The organism is Algoriphagus locisalis (genome assembly GCF_900116615.1).
Classification (GTDB): domain Bacteria; phylum Bacteroidota; class Bacteroidia; order Cytophagales; family Cyclobacteriaceae; genus Algoriphagus; species Algoriphagus locisalis.
Map to the genome: position 1 here is coordinate 81,174 of NZ_FPBF01000011.1, position 16,524 is coordinate 97,697.

The 16,524-nt window shown below is 40.1% G+C and carries 17 protein-coding genes and 1 rRNA gene; 14 read left to right on the plus strand and 4 right to left on the minus strand.

The features are described 5' to 3' along the window. Nucleotides 1–85: 85 nt before the first annotated feature. Nucleotides 86–382 carry a type II toxin-antitoxin system RelE/ParE family toxin gene (locus BM386_RS22450; protein WP_091698270.1) on the minus strand — a complete coding sequence of 99 codons (297 nt, stop codon included), beginning with the start codon at nt 380–382 and terminating at the stop codon, nt 86–88. Beyond that, nucleotides 369–626 carry a type II toxin-antitoxin system ParD family antitoxin gene (locus tag BM386_RS22455; protein ID WP_091698271.1) on the minus strand — a complete coding sequence of 86 codons (258 nt, stop codon included), beginning with the start codon at nt 624–626 and terminating at the stop codon, nt 369–371. Before BM386_RS22455 ends, BM386_RS22450 begins: the two co-directional genes overlap by 14 nt. A gap of 235 nt (nt 627–861) precedes the next feature. Here BM386_RS22455 and rimO point away from each other — a divergent pair, with 235 nt between their 5' ends. The 3 genes from rimO (at nt 862) to BM386_RS22470 (ending at nt 2,718) form a co-directional block, all read left to right on the plus strand. After that, nucleotides 862–2,175, plus strand: a complete 1,314-nt coding sequence (gene rimO / locus BM386_RS22460; protein WP_091698303.1) for a 30S ribosomal protein S12 methylthiotransferase RimO — start codon at nt 862–864, stop codon at nt 2,173–2,175. A 79-nt stretch (nt 2,176–2,254) separates the two neighbouring features. After that, complete coding sequence (locus tag BM386_RS22465; protein WP_091698273.1) at nt 2,255–2,464, plus strand: hypothetical protein; 210 nt, start codon at nt 2,255–2,257, stop codon at nt 2,462–2,464. Continuing rightward, nucleotides 2,464–2,718 carry a type II toxin-antitoxin system RelE family toxin gene (locus tag BM386_RS22470; RefSeq protein ID WP_280141030.1) on the plus strand — a complete coding sequence of 85 codons (255 nt, stop codon included), beginning with the start codon at nt 2,464–2,466 and terminating at the stop codon, nt 2,716–2,718. The genes BM386_RS22465 and BM386_RS22470 overlap by 1 nt, the downstream gene beginning before the upstream one ends. A gap of 4 nt (nt 2,719–2,722) precedes the next feature. Here the strand turns inward: BM386_RS22470 and BM386_RS22475 are convergent, their stop codons facing one another. Next, entirely contained in the window at nt 2,723–3,313 is a 591-nt protein-coding gene (locus tag BM386_RS22475) for a thiamine pyrophosphate-dependent enzyme (RefSeq protein ID WP_139235970.1), read from the minus strand. Nucleotides 3,314–3,753: 440 nt separating this feature from the next. On the opposite strand from BM386_RS22475, the gene BM386_RS22480 reads away from it, so the two are divergent. From BM386_RS22480 to BM386_RS22500, 5 genes are all read left to right on the plus strand, one after another. Continuing rightward, complete coding sequence (locus BM386_RS22480; RefSeq protein ID WP_091698277.1) at nt 3,754–4,917, plus strand: hypothetical protein; 1,164 nt, start codon at nt 3,754–3,756, stop codon at nt 4,915–4,917. Between the two features lie 155 nt (nt 4,918–5,072). Then, nucleotides 5,073–6,068 (plus strand): adenosine kinase, encoded by a 996-nt coding sequence (locus tag BM386_RS22485; RefSeq protein ID WP_091698279.1) that lies wholly within the window; start codon nt 5,073–5,075, stop codon nt 6,066–6,068. Nucleotides 6,069–6,271: 203 nt separating this feature from the next. Beyond that, nucleotides 6,272–7,624: a M16 family metallopeptidase gene (locus BM386_RS22490; protein WP_091698305.1), complete on the plus strand. Its 1,353-nt coding sequence runs from the start codon at nt 6,272–6,274 to the stop codon at nt 7,622–7,624. 24 nt (nt 7,625–7,648) lie between these two features. Then, nucleotides 7,649–9,697, plus strand: coding sequence for a M16 family metallopeptidase (locus BM386_RS22495; protein WP_091698281.1), 2,049 nt, complete (start codon nt 7,649–7,651; stop codon nt 9,695–9,697). A gap of 6 nt (nt 9,698–9,703) precedes the next feature. Next, nucleotides 9,704–10,432 (plus strand): LolA-like protein, encoded by a 729-nt coding sequence (locus BM386_RS22500; RefSeq protein ID WP_091698283.1) that lies wholly within the window; start codon nt 9,704–9,706, stop codon nt 10,430–10,432. A gap of 55 nt (nt 10,433–10,487) precedes the next feature. Here BM386_RS22500 and BM386_RS22505 read toward each other — a convergent pair whose 3' ends face one another. Next, nucleotides 10,488–12,131 (minus strand): M61 family metallopeptidase, encoded by a 1,644-nt coding sequence (locus BM386_RS22505; RefSeq protein WP_091698285.1) that lies wholly within the window; start codon nt 12,129–12,131, stop codon nt 10,488–10,490. A 138-nt stretch (nt 12,132–12,269) separates the two neighbouring features. Between BM386_RS22505 and rpmH the strand changes: the two genes are divergently transcribed. The 6 genes from rpmH to BM386_RS22535 all read left to right on the plus strand — a co-directional run. Beyond that, nucleotides 12,270–12,428, plus strand: coding sequence for a 50S ribosomal protein L34 (gene rpmH, locus BM386_RS22510; protein WP_091698287.1), 159 nt, complete (start codon nt 12,270–12,272; stop codon nt 12,426–12,428). A 48-nt stretch (nt 12,429–12,476) separates the two neighbouring features. Beyond that, nucleotides 12,477–12,872, plus strand: a complete 396-nt coding sequence (gene rnpA, locus BM386_RS22515) for a ribonuclease P protein component (RefSeq protein WP_091698289.1) — start codon at nt 12,477–12,479, stop codon at nt 12,870–12,872. A 91-nt stretch (nt 12,873–12,963) separates the two neighbouring features. Further along, on the plus strand, nt 12,964–14,625 hold the full coding sequence (locus BM386_RS22520) for a S41 family peptidase (protein WP_091698291.1): 1,662 nt from the start codon (nt 12,964–12,966) through the stop codon (nt 14,623–14,625). Nucleotides 14,626–14,630: 5 nt separating this feature from the next. Continuing rightward, entirely contained in the window at nt 14,631–15,320 is a 690-nt protein-coding gene (gene tsaB, locus BM386_RS22525; protein WP_091698292.1) for a tRNA (adenosine(37)-N6)-threonylcarbamoyltransferase complex dimerization subunit type 1 TsaB, read from the plus strand. Beyond that, nucleotides 15,317–15,826, plus strand: a complete 510-nt coding sequence (locus BM386_RS22530) for a DUF2480 family protein (RefSeq protein WP_091698293.1) — start codon at nt 15,317–15,319, stop codon at nt 15,824–15,826. The genes tsaB and BM386_RS22530 overlap by 4 nt, the downstream gene beginning before the upstream one ends. A 522-nt stretch (nt 15,827–16,348) precedes the next feature. Then, a 16S ribosomal RNA gene (locus tag BM386_RS22535) occupies nt 16,349–16,524 on the plus strand; the annotation flags it as partial.

Here is a 16,524-nt window from a genome sequence, read left to right on the forward strand (position 1 = left end):
TTGCCTCGTTTGAGACGTAAACCTTTGAGGTTTCTCGAACCTCGAAGGTTTAATTAAATGGGTAAATACACCATTTCCCTGATGATCATTTTAAAATGTGTCTTTGATAATCCATACTTTGATGTAGGACCCTGACGACAAAAGCACCATAATCTGTGGTGAAGTACAAAATCATATGAGACTTGAAGGAAAATCTTCGTAGTTCTGGTATTAATTCACTTGCATCTAATCCCATGAAATTTTGTTTAGCAAGTAATTCAAAGGAAGCATGTAGTCCAAGTATGTAGTCTTTAGCCTGTTTTAGACCAAATTGTTCTATGCCATACTCATAAATCCCACCTATATCCTTATCACAAAGTTCAGATAATTTATAAGCGCCCATCAGCTTTCATTCGCTCTTCTATTTCCCTCATAATATCTGAAACAGTTCTCTCACTTATACCCGAGTCTATACCAGCTTGAATAGCGGTCTTTAATTCTATGAATTTGCTATTATGAGCCTGGTCAGAGCGGATAAGATGCCTAATGTATTCTGACTCGTTGGTGAACTCACCGGCTTCAATCTGAGATTTTATCCATTTATCCTGCTGCTCTGTGAATGTGAGTGTTTTTCGTATTGTTCCCATAATAAATTCTGTTTACACCAATCATCATACTATTGGTGTAATATAGTGGTAATTGTAATTTTTGTCAAATCCAATCTATTTTAAAAGCTATGATATATTAGGAGCTACAATTTATTGAGGTAGTAATTATGTTCTTTGGAGTTCATTTTAAATTTCAAATTCTCAAATTTTAAATTCAAAAAAGTGCGAAGCTACTTTTTTGTCTACCTTTGCAGCCTCAAAAAGTAGGAAAACTGTGAAAGCGAGAACGTTAAAAAAAGACAAAGTCAATATTGTAACCATGGGTTGCTCCAAGAATCTGGTAGATTCGGAGGTGTTACTTACCCAACTTCGAGGCAATGGCATCAATGCTAGCCATGAGTCTGGAACGGACGACAATAACATCATCATTATCAATACTTGCGGGTTTATCGATAATGCAAAGCAGGAGTCAATTGACACCATTTTGCAGTATGTGGATGCCAAAGAGCAAGGTTTGGTTGATAAAGTCTATGTGACAGGATGTCTTTCGCAGCGCTACAAAGACGATCTGGAAAAGGAAATTCCTCAGGTCGATGCATTTTTTGGGACAAGAGATTTACCTGCGATTCTGAAGAAATTCAAAGCAGATTACAAGCATGAGTTGGTAGGGGAGCGTTTGTTGACGCACTCTTCTCACTATGCTTACATGAAAATTTCTGAGGGTTGCGATAGACCTTGCTCTTTCTGCGCTATTCCTATTATGCGTGGCGGACACATTTCCAGACCAATTGAAGAATTGGTGAAAGAGGCAGAGCATAAAGCTGCCGGCGGAACAAAGGAATTGTTGCTGATCGCTCAGGATTCTACGTATTACGGACTTGATATTTACAAGAAGCGTAACCTTGCAGAATTGATGCGAAGACTTTCTGATGTAAATGGCATCGACTGGATTCGCTTGCATTATGCTTATCCGACAGGTTTTCCAATGGATGTAATAGAAGTGATGAAGGAGCGTGAGAATATCTGTAATTACCTGGATATTCCTTTACAGCACGGATCTACAGATGTGTTAAAGGCGATGCGTCGTGGTACAACCCGCGAAAAGCAAGAGAATCTAATTCATAGCATCCGTGATATTTTACCGGATATAGCAATCCGTACCACCCTGATCGCAGGGCATCCAGGAGAAGGAGAGAAGGAATATCAGGAAATGGTTGACTTTGTGGAGCGAATGAAGTTTGAGCGATTGGGAGTGTTTACTTATTCTCATGAGGAAAATACACATGCTCACACGATGGATGACAACATTCCGCAAGAAGTGAAGCAGGAACGAGCGAATAACTTGATGGAGATTCAGGAGCAGATTTCTTACGATCTCAATCAGGAGAAAATTGGTAAGTCTTTCAAAGTATTGATTGATAAAAAAGAAGGCGGTCACTTCGTAGGACGTACAGAATATGATTCTGTGGAAGTGGATAACGAGGTATTGATTGATGCTTCGAAATACTACTGCCGAGTTGGAGACTTTGTAAATGTAAAAGTGACTGAAGCGACAGAGTTTGACCTGTATGCTGATGTGGAGGAATAATTGCAGATTGAAATTGAAATAACAGAAAAAGCTACAAAAACGTATTAGCTAGAGTATTTCAAAATTCTTATCTTTCATCATGCTGACTATCAATCCAAAATATATTACTGATCAAGTTGGAAATAAAATTTCCGTGGTTCTTTCAGTGAAGGAATTTGAAGCAATGGTGGAAATGCTTGAGGAATTGGAGGATGTTCGTATTTATGATCAGGTTAAAAACTCTGAAGATCCTTCCATTCCGATTGAAGATGCATTTGAAATGATAGAGGCTATTAGAAAAGGAAAATAGTGACTTATCAGATCGCCATTAAGAAATCAGCGATAAAGTCTCTAGCTAAGATTCCCGAACCATATTTTTCAACTTTGAAATCAGCAATTTTTAATCTGGCTGATACTCCAAGACCGAATGGTTGTAAGAAATTGAAAGGTCGAGAAGCGTATCGAATTCGCGTTGCTGATTATAGAATCATCTATGAGATTGCAGATAAAATTCTTTTGATTGAGGTAATTGCAATTGGCCATCGAAGAGATATTTATGAGTGATTTTTTAAAATCTAAAATTATACCCAAGATTAACCCCGAATTGTTTGATTGAACCTGAACCTGGCGTGTATATTAATCCACTTTTGTTCCCAAGTTGAATTCTGTAAAAAGGTTGCAGGGAAATTCCCGAAGTTTTCCCAAAATTCCATTGAACAATTGGAGCAGCATAGAAACTGTATTTATCTGAAAAATCTGTAAAACCACTAGGATTAATAGATAGTTGTTCAAATTCTGGATTTGAACCAGAGACTTGGAACTCTGAATTTTGATTGATTTCAGAGTCTAGCCAGATGGTTTTGATCAAACCAGCATCAAGTCCAATTTGAAAACTCGAAAAGGTTTTCATGTACCCCACCAAGATTGGTAGATCTATTTGCTTTATTTCATGCGTATTATTTACAAAATACCCCATGTTATCGCCTAGGTAAGTTGTGGAGGTACTAAAATTCATATTTGTCCAGGATAAACCTGATTTGATATACCAAGGCTTATCTTTTGCGAGTTGCCAACTTAGAAGTAATCCATAATTAAATGATTCTCCAGAGTTGTTTCTATAATCCACATTGCCTGTTTCTGAATTTGGTAACAGGAGCATTCCATTCGGGTTTATTCTTGGCTGAGTAGAATTAACCCCAACAGAGAATTGGATATTTGAAAGACCTTGTGAATAGCTATTTATAGAGGTTAGGCCAAAAAAGAAAAGAAAAAGGATTCGCTTTTTCATTTTGAATAATAGGATCAAATGATGAGTTATAAGGACTATAAGGGAGCCAAATATAAGGCTTTGGTCATCATAAATGAAAAATAGTTGAATTGAAAATGGGGTAAGTATTAGATAATCAAACAATAAAGTTTGTTTATTAGATGGGATAATTTGATGACTTGATAAGTTTGCTTATGACAAGCTGGATTACAGGGGAAGCAGGACAATATTTGCAAGTAAAGCTACTTATCTCAAAGCAGCATAATCAATCACCAACTCACCTTTTGCCCTTTCACGCCTTCTGTCTAATTTAGCATTCTAAAATTACCCGAATGCAATTGATCGAAGTCAGCACGCCAGCCCATCAAAAAGAGTTTATTGAGATGGCTGTCAGGTTATATAAAAATGAAAAGAATTGGATCCGGCCTCTTGACGCAGATATCGAGGGGCTTTTTCATCCTGAGACCAATAAGCTATTTCGAAATGGAGCCAAAGCTAAACGCTGGCTTTTGCAAAATGACAAAGGCAAAACCATCGGACGTGTAGCTGCTTTCATCAATCCAAAGATGAAGGAAAAGCAACCGACCGGAGGTTTGGGGTTTTTTGAATGCATTGACGATCAGGATGCGGCATTTTTACTTTTTGATACGGCGAAGGCTTGGCTGGAAAGCGAAGGAATGGAAGCCATGGATGGCCCGATCAACTTTGGGGAGCGCGATAAATGGTGGGGTTTGCTCGTGGATGGCTTTACCGAGCCGAATTATAATATGCCTTGGAACTTCAGTTATTATCCGAAGTTCTTCGAAGACTACGGCTTTCAGATTTATTTCAAGCAATTCACTTACGCTAGAAATGTGCAGGGCTTAGGGTTCGATGAAAAAATGATCTCCAGAGCAAAGGTCGTCATGGACAATCCTGATTATGAATTCCACTACTTGAAAGGAAAAGAGCTGAAGGACAAAGCTCCTGAGTACTTTATGACGGTGTACAATAAAGCCTGGGCTAGACACATGGGAAAATCACTTGCATTGAAAGAGGCACAGATGATGTTTGCCAAGATGAAGCCTATTATCGACGAGAAGCTGATTTACTTTGGCTTTTATAAGGGAGAGCCAGTTTCTTTCTTCATTCAAATTCCGGAAATCAATCAGATCTTCAAGCATGTGAATGGGAAGATGGATCTGATCGGAAAACTCAAATTCCTTTGGTACAAAACCTTTTCTCCGCCTAACAAAATGCTAGGTTTGGTGTTTGGAGTAGTGCCGGAGCATCAGGGAAAAGGAGTGGAAAGCGCCATGATTATCACATACGACAAGATGAGTGGTAAGCCTGATTTCCAATACAAAACAATCGAGATGAACTGGATTGGAGATTTCAATCCGAAAATGATGCGCGTATGCGAACAGCTTTTGGCAGATATTTACAAGACGCACCATACTTACCGGTACTTATTTGATCGAGAAAAGCCATTTGAGAGACACCCCATATTCGATTGACGAAGTACGATTTACGAGATTGATAGTCGTGTTTAGCTTAATTTTCTAATTTTTGAATTTCGAATGAAGAATGCTGAATTTCGAATAATGAAGTGTCGTCAAACCCCAAACCCAATATTCTAATCTTAAAATATTTCAATTTTACAATATATTTCATGAAAAAATACGACGTAACCGGCATAGGTAATGCCTTAGTAGATATTGAGTTCAAAGTAACCGACCAGTTTTTTACAGACAATGCTGTTGAAAAGGGATTGATGACTTTGGTGGATGAAGATCGCCAGAATGCTTTGATGGCTGTCATCAATACCGAACAGGCTAAAAAGCAATGTGGCGGGTCAGCAGGAAATACGGTGATCGCTATCAGCCAATTTGGAGGGAAATCCTACTATTCATGCCGAGTGGCAAATGATGAGCTTGGCCACTTCTATATGAATGATATGAAGGATGCGGGAGTTTCCCACAATCTGAATGAAGGCAATCTTGCCGACGGGATTACCGGGAAATGTCTGGTGATGGTGACAGAAGATGCCGAGCGTACGATGAATACTTTCTTGGGAATCACCGAGACCTATTCCACGGCAGATGTAGATGAAGCGGCGATCAAAGATTCTCAGTATTTATATATAGAAGGTTACCTGATTACTTCTGAAAATGGAAAGCAAGCGATGAAGCATGCAAAGAAAGTAGCTGAAGAGAATGGAGTAAAGGTAGCAATGACCTTTTCTGATCCAGCCATGGTAAAATACTTCAAAGAGCCAATGACCGAAGTGATCGGAGCAAGCGTTGATTTGCTTTTTGCCAATGAAGAAGAGGCGATGATTTTCACAGGAAAAGATAATTTGCTGGAAGCTCGTGAAGAGTTGAAAAAAGTAGCCAAGCATTTTGTGATTACTCAGGGCAAAAACGGGGCGATGATTTACGATGGAGATACCTTCATCGATATAGAACCTTATTCAACTACTGCAATTGATTCCAATGGAGCAGGAGATATGTTTGCCGGTGCATTTATGTATGGCATTACAAATGGACACAGCTATGCTTCGAGCGGAAAACTTGCTTCCATGGCAAGTTCGAAAATTGTAAGTCAATTTGGACCAAGACTTCAATGGCACGAAGCGAAAGATATTTTAGCGAAGCTAAACCCATAAAATAAGGCCCTGAAAATTATTCATTCAGGGCCTTTTTTATTAATAATAATTCATCCTAAATTTTTAGATTACGATTAATAGTATTTTTTTAGGGTAAAATTGTGATGAATGGCTTTTTTAGAGTTGAGCTAAGCTTTTAAAAGGACTCATTTCGAATAACACTGATTTGATTAACTAATGCGGATATAATCCAACACACTATGATGAAAAAACTTACTGCTTTGGGGCTAATGGCAGGAATGCTAAGTGTCCCGGCTTTTGCACAAAACAAAATTGAGTTCAAGGAATTTGATTTGGACAATGGACTGCATGTAATCATGCACCAAGACAACACCACGCCAATCGTGGTGACTTCGGTCCTTTATCATGTGGGATCTAAGAATGAGCAGCCAGATAGAACTGGGTTTGCACACTTCTTTGAGCATCTGATGTTTGAAGGCTCGGAGAATATCGAGCGTGGGGAATATATGAATATTATACAGTCTCATGGAGGTACGCTGAATGCCTACACTTCCAATGATATCACCTATTACTACGAGTCTTTGCCTTCCAACGAGTTGGAATTGGCTCTTTACATGGAAAGTGAGCGTATGCTTCACTCCAAAGTGGATCAGACCGGTGTGGAAACGCAGCGCGAAGTCGTAAAAGAGGAAAAGCGTCAAAGCTATGACAATAGACCTTATGGCAGCATTTTGATTGAAACGTTGAAAAGAGCTTATACGGTACACCCGTATCGCTGGGCACCAATTGGTTCATTAGATGATCTCAACGCAGCTTCTATCGAAGAATTCCAGCAATTCTACAAGGATTTCTACGTGCCAAATAACGCAACCTTGACCATCGCTGGTGATATCGATTACAAGCAGACCGAAGAGTGGGTGAAAAAATATTTCTCCGAGATCCCCAAAGGAACCAAAGAGATCTATAGACCTGATATCGAAGAACCAAAGAAAACTGCTGAAATCAGAGATGTGGTTTATGACAACATTCAGATTCCTGCAGTTATTCAGGCCTATAACCTGCCTCCAAAGGCGGACAAGGATTCCTATGCGATGTCTATGCTTTCTACTTACCTCACAGGCGGCAATTCATCCTTGATGACTAAGGAGTTGGTGGATAAGCAGCAGAAGGCACTTGCACTTGCAGCTATTCCACTGGATCTGGAGGACGGAGGTATTTTTATCATGTACGGCATTACCAACATGGGTGTGGAGCCAAAAGATCTGGAAACAGAAATCGATAAGTTGGTGAAGCAGGTACAGGAAGAAGGGATCTCGGATCAGGATTTTGAAAAGCTTCAGAATATTATGGAAAATAACATCGTGAGCGGTAATTCCTCAATGGCAGGAATAGCAGAAAACCTGGCTGAAGCGCACGTTATGTTTGGCGGTGCGGACTATGTAAATAAGGTGATGGATGCCTACAGCCAAGTGACCAAGGCAGATCTACAGCGGGTTGCAAATGAGTATTTGACTCTGGATGGCCGTGTGGTATTGTATTATTTACCAAAGCCAGCTGAGGCAGCTCAGGAGTCACCAGAAGCAGCTCAGGAATAGATTCACCTTAAAAATTGAAATGACATGAAGAAAATAGCTATATCTTTTATTTTAAGTCTTTTGGTATCTGTCGTGAGCTTTGCTCAAGTGGACAGAAGTCAATTTCCAAAAGCCGGTCCAGCGCCCGTAATTAAAATTGGCGAAGCGGAAACTTTCACCTTGGACAACGGGCTGAAAGTGTTTGTAGTAGAAAATGATAAACTACCTAGAGTTTCTTTCACGCTGGTTTTGGAAAGAGATCCATTGTTCGAAGGCGAAAAGGCTGGTTTGACAGGCTTTGTAGGACAAATGATGAGAGCGGGTACTACTACCAGAACTAAAGATCAGATAGATGAAGAGATTGATTTCATTGGTGCAAACCTCGGTGTTTCCTCTACCTCTATGTCTGCTTCTTCCTTGAAAAAGCATCAGGGAAAGATCCTTGACCTAATGGCTGATGTGCTTTATAATCCGGTATTTCCTGAAGAGGAATTGGAGAAACTAAAGAAGCAAACGCTCACTGGTTTGGCTACCAGCAAGGATGACCCGAATTCCATTTCAGGAAGACTTTCCAGTGCGATGGTGTATGGGAAGGATCATCCGTATGGAGAATCGACCACAGAGGAATCCATAGGTAATATTACAGTTGAAGACGTGAAATCGTATTACACTACCTACTTTAAGCCAAATATTGCCTACCTAGCCATAGTAGGTGATATGAGTAAATCAGAAGCGGAAGAAGTAGTGAATAAATACTTCAGTGATTGGGAGGCTGGTGATGTTCCAAAATTTACCTATGATACTCCGGCTCCTTTAGACAAAACTGTCGTAGGTCTGGTAGATCGTAGTTCCTCAGTACAGACGGTAATTGACATTGCGCAGCCTATTGATTTGACTCTGGGAGATGAAGAATACATCGCAAGTAGAGTATTGAATCAAATCTTTGGTGGAGGTTCTTCTTCTCGTCTTTTTATGAATCTACGTGAAGATAAAGGCTACACTTATGGGGCCTATTCTTCATTTGCAGCAGATAAGTTAATCGGCCAATTCTCAGCCAGTGCTTCAGTTCGTACCGAAGTGACGGATTCGGCGTTGGTAGAATTTATCTATGAGATCAACGACTTAGTGGACAATGGAGTGACTCAGGAAGAATTGGACAAAGCCAAGGCAAATCTTGCAGGATCATTTGGTAGATCTCTGGAAAGCCCAGCTACCATAGCAAATTTCGCGTTGAACATCGAGCGTTACGATCTTCCAAAAGATTATTACGAGACATATTTGCAGAAAATGAATGCTTTGACCGTTGCTGATATTAATAAAACGGCTGATGACCTTATAGATCCAAGCAAACTTTACATCACAGCAGTGGGTAACGGGAGCGAAATCAAGGATAAATTAGCACAGTTTGGTGAAGTGATGATGTTTGACAACATGGGCTTCCCAGCAAAAGAAATGGCTGCTGTAGATGCAGATATGACTTCCGAAAAAGTGATTGAAAACTACATTGCTGCAATCGGTGGAAAGGCTAAAGCAAGTGCCATCAAAGCTGCAAAATTAGAAATGGTAGCCGAAGTGATGGGTACTCAGTTAACTATCCAATTGATACACGATGATGCTAATATGAGATTTGCTCAAAAGACAATCGTAGGTGGCAATGTGATGCAAACTTCAGTAGTGAAGGACGGAAAAGGCACAGCAAGTGTCCAAGGACAATCCATGGCTATGACAGACGAGCAAGTAGATGCTACACAATTGAGTACTTACTTCTTACCGGAATTACATTTTGAAACCATGGGCTATACATTGACTTTGGATGGAATCAAGGACGTAGAAGGAACTCCGGCATACAAAGTAATCGTGGCTACTCCTCTTGGATCTTCTGTGACAAACTATTATTCGGTAGAGTCAGGATTGAAGATCAAGAATGAGAATCCTGTTTCAGGTGATACCTTTTACAGTGATTACCAAGAGAAAAACGGTGTCTTGATTCCAATGACTCAGACCATCAAATCAGCAATGATACCTGTGCCTCTAGAGGCAAAAATCACAAATCTTGAAATCAATCCGGAATTAACTGAAGCGGATTTTAACTAAGTAATTATGAAGAAAAATGTGTTAATAGTAGCATTAGGACTACTTCTAGCCCCGATTGCAGCGCAAGCCAGCTCTGTAGAAAAAGAACTTCCATCTAAAGTTGATAAGGAGAATTCTGTCAAAGAAGTGATAGATAACTACATTAAAGCAATCGGTGGCGAGTCTAAGATGAAGGCTGTACGTAACGTACAAATGGACATGGAAGCTGAGATCCAAGGAATGAAATTGATTATCTCAGGTGTTACAGATCAAGAAAATGAGCGCTTACTGAATGTCACAGAAGTAAATGGCAATGTGATGTCAAAGACAGTCGTAAAAGATGGCGCTGGAACTGTGACCGCAATGGGACAGGAGCAAGCCTTGACAGAAGACCAAGTAGCTGCAGTATTGAAAAATCAGGTCTATGCTTTTCGAGAGTTGTACTTGGATGAATTGGGTATCGCAGTTGTATTTGAAGGAACTGAAGAAGTAGAAGGAGAGCAGGCTTACAAGCTTTCATTTGAAGCCGGAGGAGACGCAAATACCGTCGAATATTATAGCGTTGCCACAGGCCTTAAAATTCAAACAATGTCCGATGTAGCAGGAACTATCCTGTATAAGGATTATCAGGAAGTGGACGGACTTATGATGCCGATGACGATGATTATTAAAAATAGCATGATGCCAATGCCCTTAGAGGCAAAAGTTACGTCTGTAAAATTTAATCAGGAATTGGATGATTCTGTGTTTAATTAAGTTCTGAGTAAATAAAGTAAGAAGGGCTGTCTGAAAAGGCAGCCCTTTTCTTTGATCAACTAATCCATGCAGCTCGCTTTGGATTATTTTTTTTATCGATCAGGAAAAAATCTTTGAATAGAATCGACTCAGAAGGTGATAATTTGATCTCTTGATTTCTCCCAAATCGACTAATAGACAAGTTCAGAATACCATTCTTGATTTCTTCTGAATTGATCACATCGCCGGCCATTAGTTTTTTGAAAGCCTCACTGTCAGGATGGATTTTGGAGATTGCTCCATTTTCTGATTTGATAATACCAAACGTGGAGGCTAGGTGAGCTTCTTTGGCTTTGGCACTAAGCTCAAAGCCTAAAGAACTCAGATGCTTTTCCACGATCGGGAAAATGTCTTCTTTTCCCGCTATAAAATCTTCATAAAATTGGTTGAAATAAATTGGATGTTCTGTTTGAGAAAGTACCACTTCCCAAACTTCCTCGATAGTATATCCCATTTTTGGCTTTCCAAATCTTTTCCAGAGGATCCTCATCACCAGATGTAGAGATGAGTTTTCATCGAGGAGCATGGCGTCTAGACAAAATGCAATCAAAGCCCCATGGGTGTAAATGCTCACTTTTTTATCAGGAATTCCAGCCACATAGCCATCGATCCACAGGTCAAAACTGGATTCCAAGATGGATTGATTTTGCCATCCGAAGTTTACAGCTTCTCTGTTTAGTATTTTTTCAAAAGTTTCGAAATACTCGGCTAGTGTGAAATATCCAGATTTCAATAGAAAGATATCCCCCATATAAGTAGTGATACCTTCTACTATCCATCCTGCCTGGTGGTAGGCTTCCTTCGAAAAATCGTATGGCATAATTTCAACAGGTCTGATTTGGCAGACATTCCAGGCATGGTACAGCTCGTGGCAACTCACTCCCATGAGCTCATTGAGGTGTTCGCGCTCTGCTAAGCTTTCCGCAGGGCCAAAAGTAATCACCGTTCCCCGCTGATGCTCTACGCCATGGTAATGCGGGTAGGGGAGTAGTTCATAGATGAAATGATATTCTTCCACAGGGAATTCTCCGAATGCTTCAATTTGTTTCTCAGCAAACGATTGGACTTCGGCTTTAAACTCAGCTAAATCAAAGTGAATCTCTCCATTAAACCATAAATGGAAGTTGTTATTTCCAACTTGAAATAATACATGTGCTAAGCTTTGCGAAGCTAAAAAACTACTGTCAGCCAATTGCTGGAAGTTTGAAGCAAAGAACTCACCGTTTTCTGTCAACAAAGTAGTGCATGAATTAAAGTTGTCAGAGTGGTTTATTTCCACTTGGATTTTCTCTTCAGATCGGCCTTCTACTTCAAAACAACAGTTGACAAAATTCAAATAAAGTTGCTCCTCATCCACCCAACAAGAACCGGCATCCATTTTTGCGGAGTAATATTCGTAGTGTACCTGATACTCACCCACATGATCGGGACTGAATTCCCACAAGTCCTTGGTGATCTTTGAAGTTGAAATCTCTTCTCCAGCTGGAGTCAGAACTTTTAGATTACGAATATTTTGGACGTAATTTGCCAGCTGATATCTTCCTGCACGCCAGGCTGGAAGTTGCAGCCTCACTTGAGAAAGATGCCTGACAGGAATGTATAGGGTGATTTGTATGAATTGAGATAATGGATTAGCAGATTCAATTAAGTATTTGATCATTGGTAAGTGATATTAATTCAAACAAATGTTTTTAGGCTTGTTTGTATTTAAAGAAATGGTACTTATCTTTGCAATCCTTTTCAGGGTAGATCCTGGGGAACAAAGAAATAGAAAGCAATTAGATAAAGATATTCGATCATGAAAAGAACATTTCAACCTTCTCGTAGAAAAAGAAAAAATAAGCACGGCTTTAAGGAAAGAATGTCTTCTGCTAACGGTAGAAGAGTACTGAAAGCTAGAAGAGCAAAAGGAAGACACAAGCTTACTGTTTCTTCTGAAAAGACATTGAAGAAGTAATTCTTAGCACTGATTTTCGTATGTTCGCGTACGAATATAGTCCTTGTGATGAATTACAGACTCCCAAAAAGTGAGCGGCTTCATGCCGACAAACTTATCAAGGAACTTTTTAACGAAGGTTCCTCTTTTTTTTTGTACCCATTCAAAGTCCAATTTTTTGTTAAAAAGGACCAGGAGAGTGGAACCTCTCAGGTGCTTTTCTCCGTTTCGAAGAAGAAGATAAAAAAAGCGGTAGGCCGAAACTTCGTAAAAAGAAGAATGAGAGAAGCTTACAGGCTTAACAAGTCTTTGATTCCTTCCACAGCACCGATTATGTCCATTGGTTTAATTTATGTAAGTTCCGATTTGATGGAATTTTCGGAAATTCAGATTAAAGTCATACTGGCTTTAAAGAAACTAGCTTCCATCGTAAGTGAAAACCAAGAAAAGCATCATGAAATCTAGAATGATTTAATAGTCACACTTATAAACATGATCGATGCGAGATTTTCCGGATAGCTATCGTGACGACCTTTTAAAAATATAATTTAAACAGATGAATAAATCATTGAAAAAATCCCTACTGATCTTCGTTTTGGGGGCTTTTGTACTCACAGGATTTTTTGCATTCAAAGCCAAAAATGACAAGCTATTCGCCATAGCTAAGAATATTGACATTTTTGCCACACTCATACGAGAGCTGGATTCCTATTATGTAGATGAAATTAACCCAGATGAGTTGGTGACGATTGGTATCAACGCGATGTTGGAGGAACTTGATCCCTATACTACTTATGTTCCAGAGGAGGATTCTGAGGATTATCGCATGATGACCACCGGAGAATATGCGGGAATTGGCGCAGTGATAGGCAATAGAGGAGAAGGAAGTATGGTGATTATGCCTTATACCGGTTTCCCCGCGCAGACTGTTGGTTTGAAGATTGCGGATTACATCCTTAAGATCGATTCCACGGACGTGACCAACCTTGGTACTACTGATGTTTCCGCATTACTGAAAGGCCCGGCGAATACTCCTGTGCACTTGGTGGTGAAAAGAGATCAGGACACATTGCAGTTTGATGTGATTCGTAAGAAAATTGCAATCAAGAATGTGCCTTATTATGGTAAATTGGATGAACACACCGGATATATCAAACTCGCTGAATTTACTACCAATGCTTCTACAGAAGTTAGAAATGCGTTGGTTGATTTGAAAAGCCAGGGAATTGATCGCTTGGTATTAGACGTAAGAGATAACCCGGGTGGACTGGTAAATGAAGCGGTTGAGATTGTTAACCTTTTTATCCCAAAAGGAAAAGAGGTGGTAAAGACAATCGGCAAGCTCGAAAATGTAAATTACACTTATAAGACCACCAAAACTCCAGTAGATAAAGATATTCCTATGGTAGTTTTGCTCAATGAGCATAGTGCTTCTGCTTCAGAAATTGTAGCAGGCACTCTTCAGGACTACGACCGTGCAGTTTTGCTTGGCAGGAAATCGTTTGGGAAAGGACTAGTACAAACCACCGTTCCGCTTACGTATAATGCTCAGATGAAAGTTACTACTGCCAAATACTACATTCCAAGCGGTAGGTGTATTCAGGCGATTGACTATTTGCAGAGCCGAGAAAACGACGAGTTGGTTACAGTTCCTGATTCCCTGCGTAAAGCATTCAAAACCAAAAATGGTAGAACTGTTTTGGATGGGGCGGGTATTGAGCCAGATAAAGAGGTGGAGCAAAGAAGCTATGCGCCCATATCTTATAGTTTAGTGGCCAGAAATCATGTATTTGATTATGGAACCAAGTATTTCTATGAACATAAGGAGATTGCTGATCCAGCCAGTTTTGAGATATCAGATTCAGATTATGCTGATTTCGTGAGTTGGCTGGAAGGCAAAGAATACGATTACACCACTTTTTTGGAGAAATCTGTGGAGGATATGCGTAAGAATGCGGAGAAAGTCGATTACTACGATGAGATCAAAGCTCAAATTGATTCTTTAGAAAAAAGAGTAAATCATAGTAAAGAGCAGGATCTGGTGACTAATAAAGAGGAGATCAAGAAAATACTATCTCAGGAAATAGTTTCAAGATATTATTTCCAAGAAGGAATGATAGAGTCCGGATTGCAGGACGATGAAGTGGTCGATTTGGCTAGGGAATTTCTCAAAGATCCTGCAAAAGTTAAATCAGTATTGACAGCTTCTTCAAAGTAAAGCAGATGGCAATTATTCTCTCTATAGAGACTTCTACCCCCATTTGTTCCGTTGCGTTGCATCGAGAGGGTAAAATATTAGGTGAGAAATCGCTGGATGTACCAGGTGTGCATTCGGAAAAGTTAATGGGGATGATTGATTCCCTGTTGCACGAATGCCAGCTTTCGATAGAGGATGTAACTGCTGTGGCAGTGTCTGAGGGGCCTGGGTCTTATACAGGGCTGAGAATTGGAGTTTCCGTTGCGAAGGGATTGGCATTTGGCGGTGATATACCTTTGATTGCAATCAGCACTCTGAAAGCACTTTCTTATGGTGCTAGTTCGCAGGTAGAAGAATCAGGGTTGATTGTAGCTATGCTAGATGCACGCCGGATGGAAGTATATCGGGAAGTGTTCGATCATAACTTGAAATCTTTGGAAAAACTTGACTCCGAAATAATCGATGAGAATTCCTATTCAGAATTACTTTCTAGTGGAAAAGTATATTTTGTAGGAGATGCGGTAAAGAAAGTATCGGAGGTTTTGGTGCATCCCAATGCTGTTTTTCTGGATGTTTCTATCTCAGCAGATTATGTTGGGGTATTGGCGCACCAGAAGTTTCAAAAGGATGAATTTGCCGACTTGGCTTATTTCGTTCCAAATTACCTGAAGGAGTTTAAAGCCCTTCAATCCAAAAAGAATCCCTTGTTGATATGAGTGATATAGTAAATAGAGTAGCTAGTAGTCCTATTATTACGGTTAATCTGGAGGAAATTTATCCAAAGGAAGAACGCGTGATTTTTGACCTAAAGCCATTTCTTTTCCAAGAGTTAATTCTTAGGGAAAAGGAGTTTAGGGCAGCCCTTAAAGAAATTGATTGGACTCAGTATAGAAATAAGTGGGTGGCGATCACTTGCACTGCAGATGCTATTGTGCCCAATTGGGCATTTATGTTGGTAGCGACTTATCTAGACCCTTCTGCTCGCGGCTATGCGATTGGGGATCTGAAAGAGCTTGAAGTGATGATTTCCGAAGATTGTTTGAGGAAATTAGAGTTGGCTTCATTCAATGATAGGCCAGTTGTAGTCAAAGGGTGTAGTGATTTTCCGATTCCTCTATTCGCCTATGGCAAAATAATTTCCCTTATACAGCCCCGTGCAAAATCCATTATGTATGGTGAGCCCTGTAGTACAGTTCCGCTCTACAAAAAACAAAAGTCCTGATAATTAAAGGACTGTGAAAAAGACGCTGATTTTTCTCGATTTTCTTTGTCTTGGTTCTTGCCCTTAAATAAAAAAGGTAGATATTTGCACTCCCAAACGACGCAGACGGTGTCAGGGCAGGAGCGGAGATCGGCTCTAAAAGGGTTTGAAAAAAGAATAGGAAATTAATTTAGCTGCGGGGCTAGGAAGTCAAAAGAGAGTTCTTACCTTTGCGCACCCATCTGAAGAGGCGGGGATAAAGCATCGAGGGATTAGCCTTCGAAAACTTTCAGAATTATTTTCACAAAGGTTATTGCGGTTTAAAAATAAGCTCTTACCTTTGCACTCCCTTCAGCAAGGAAGGGGAAAAAACGGAGCGGAAATCGAAAGATTGAGGCATCTGACCAGAACCACAAATGCGTGGTACTAAGTTCTTTGAAGTGATGTAAGACGAAAAAAATAGTAACCTGAGAACAGACAGGGAGACGTTGATAAGATTTGCTTCGTGCGGTTTTATTGACAGTGTATAAATAATGATAATTTACAATGGAGAGTTTGATCCTGGCTCAGGATGAACGCTAGCGGCAGGCCTAATACATGCAAGTCGAACGGTAGATTGCTTTCGGGTAATTGAGAGTGGCGAACGGGTGCGTAACGCGTATGCAACCTACCCTATACAGGGGGATAGCCCGGAGAAATCTGGATTAATACCCCATAGT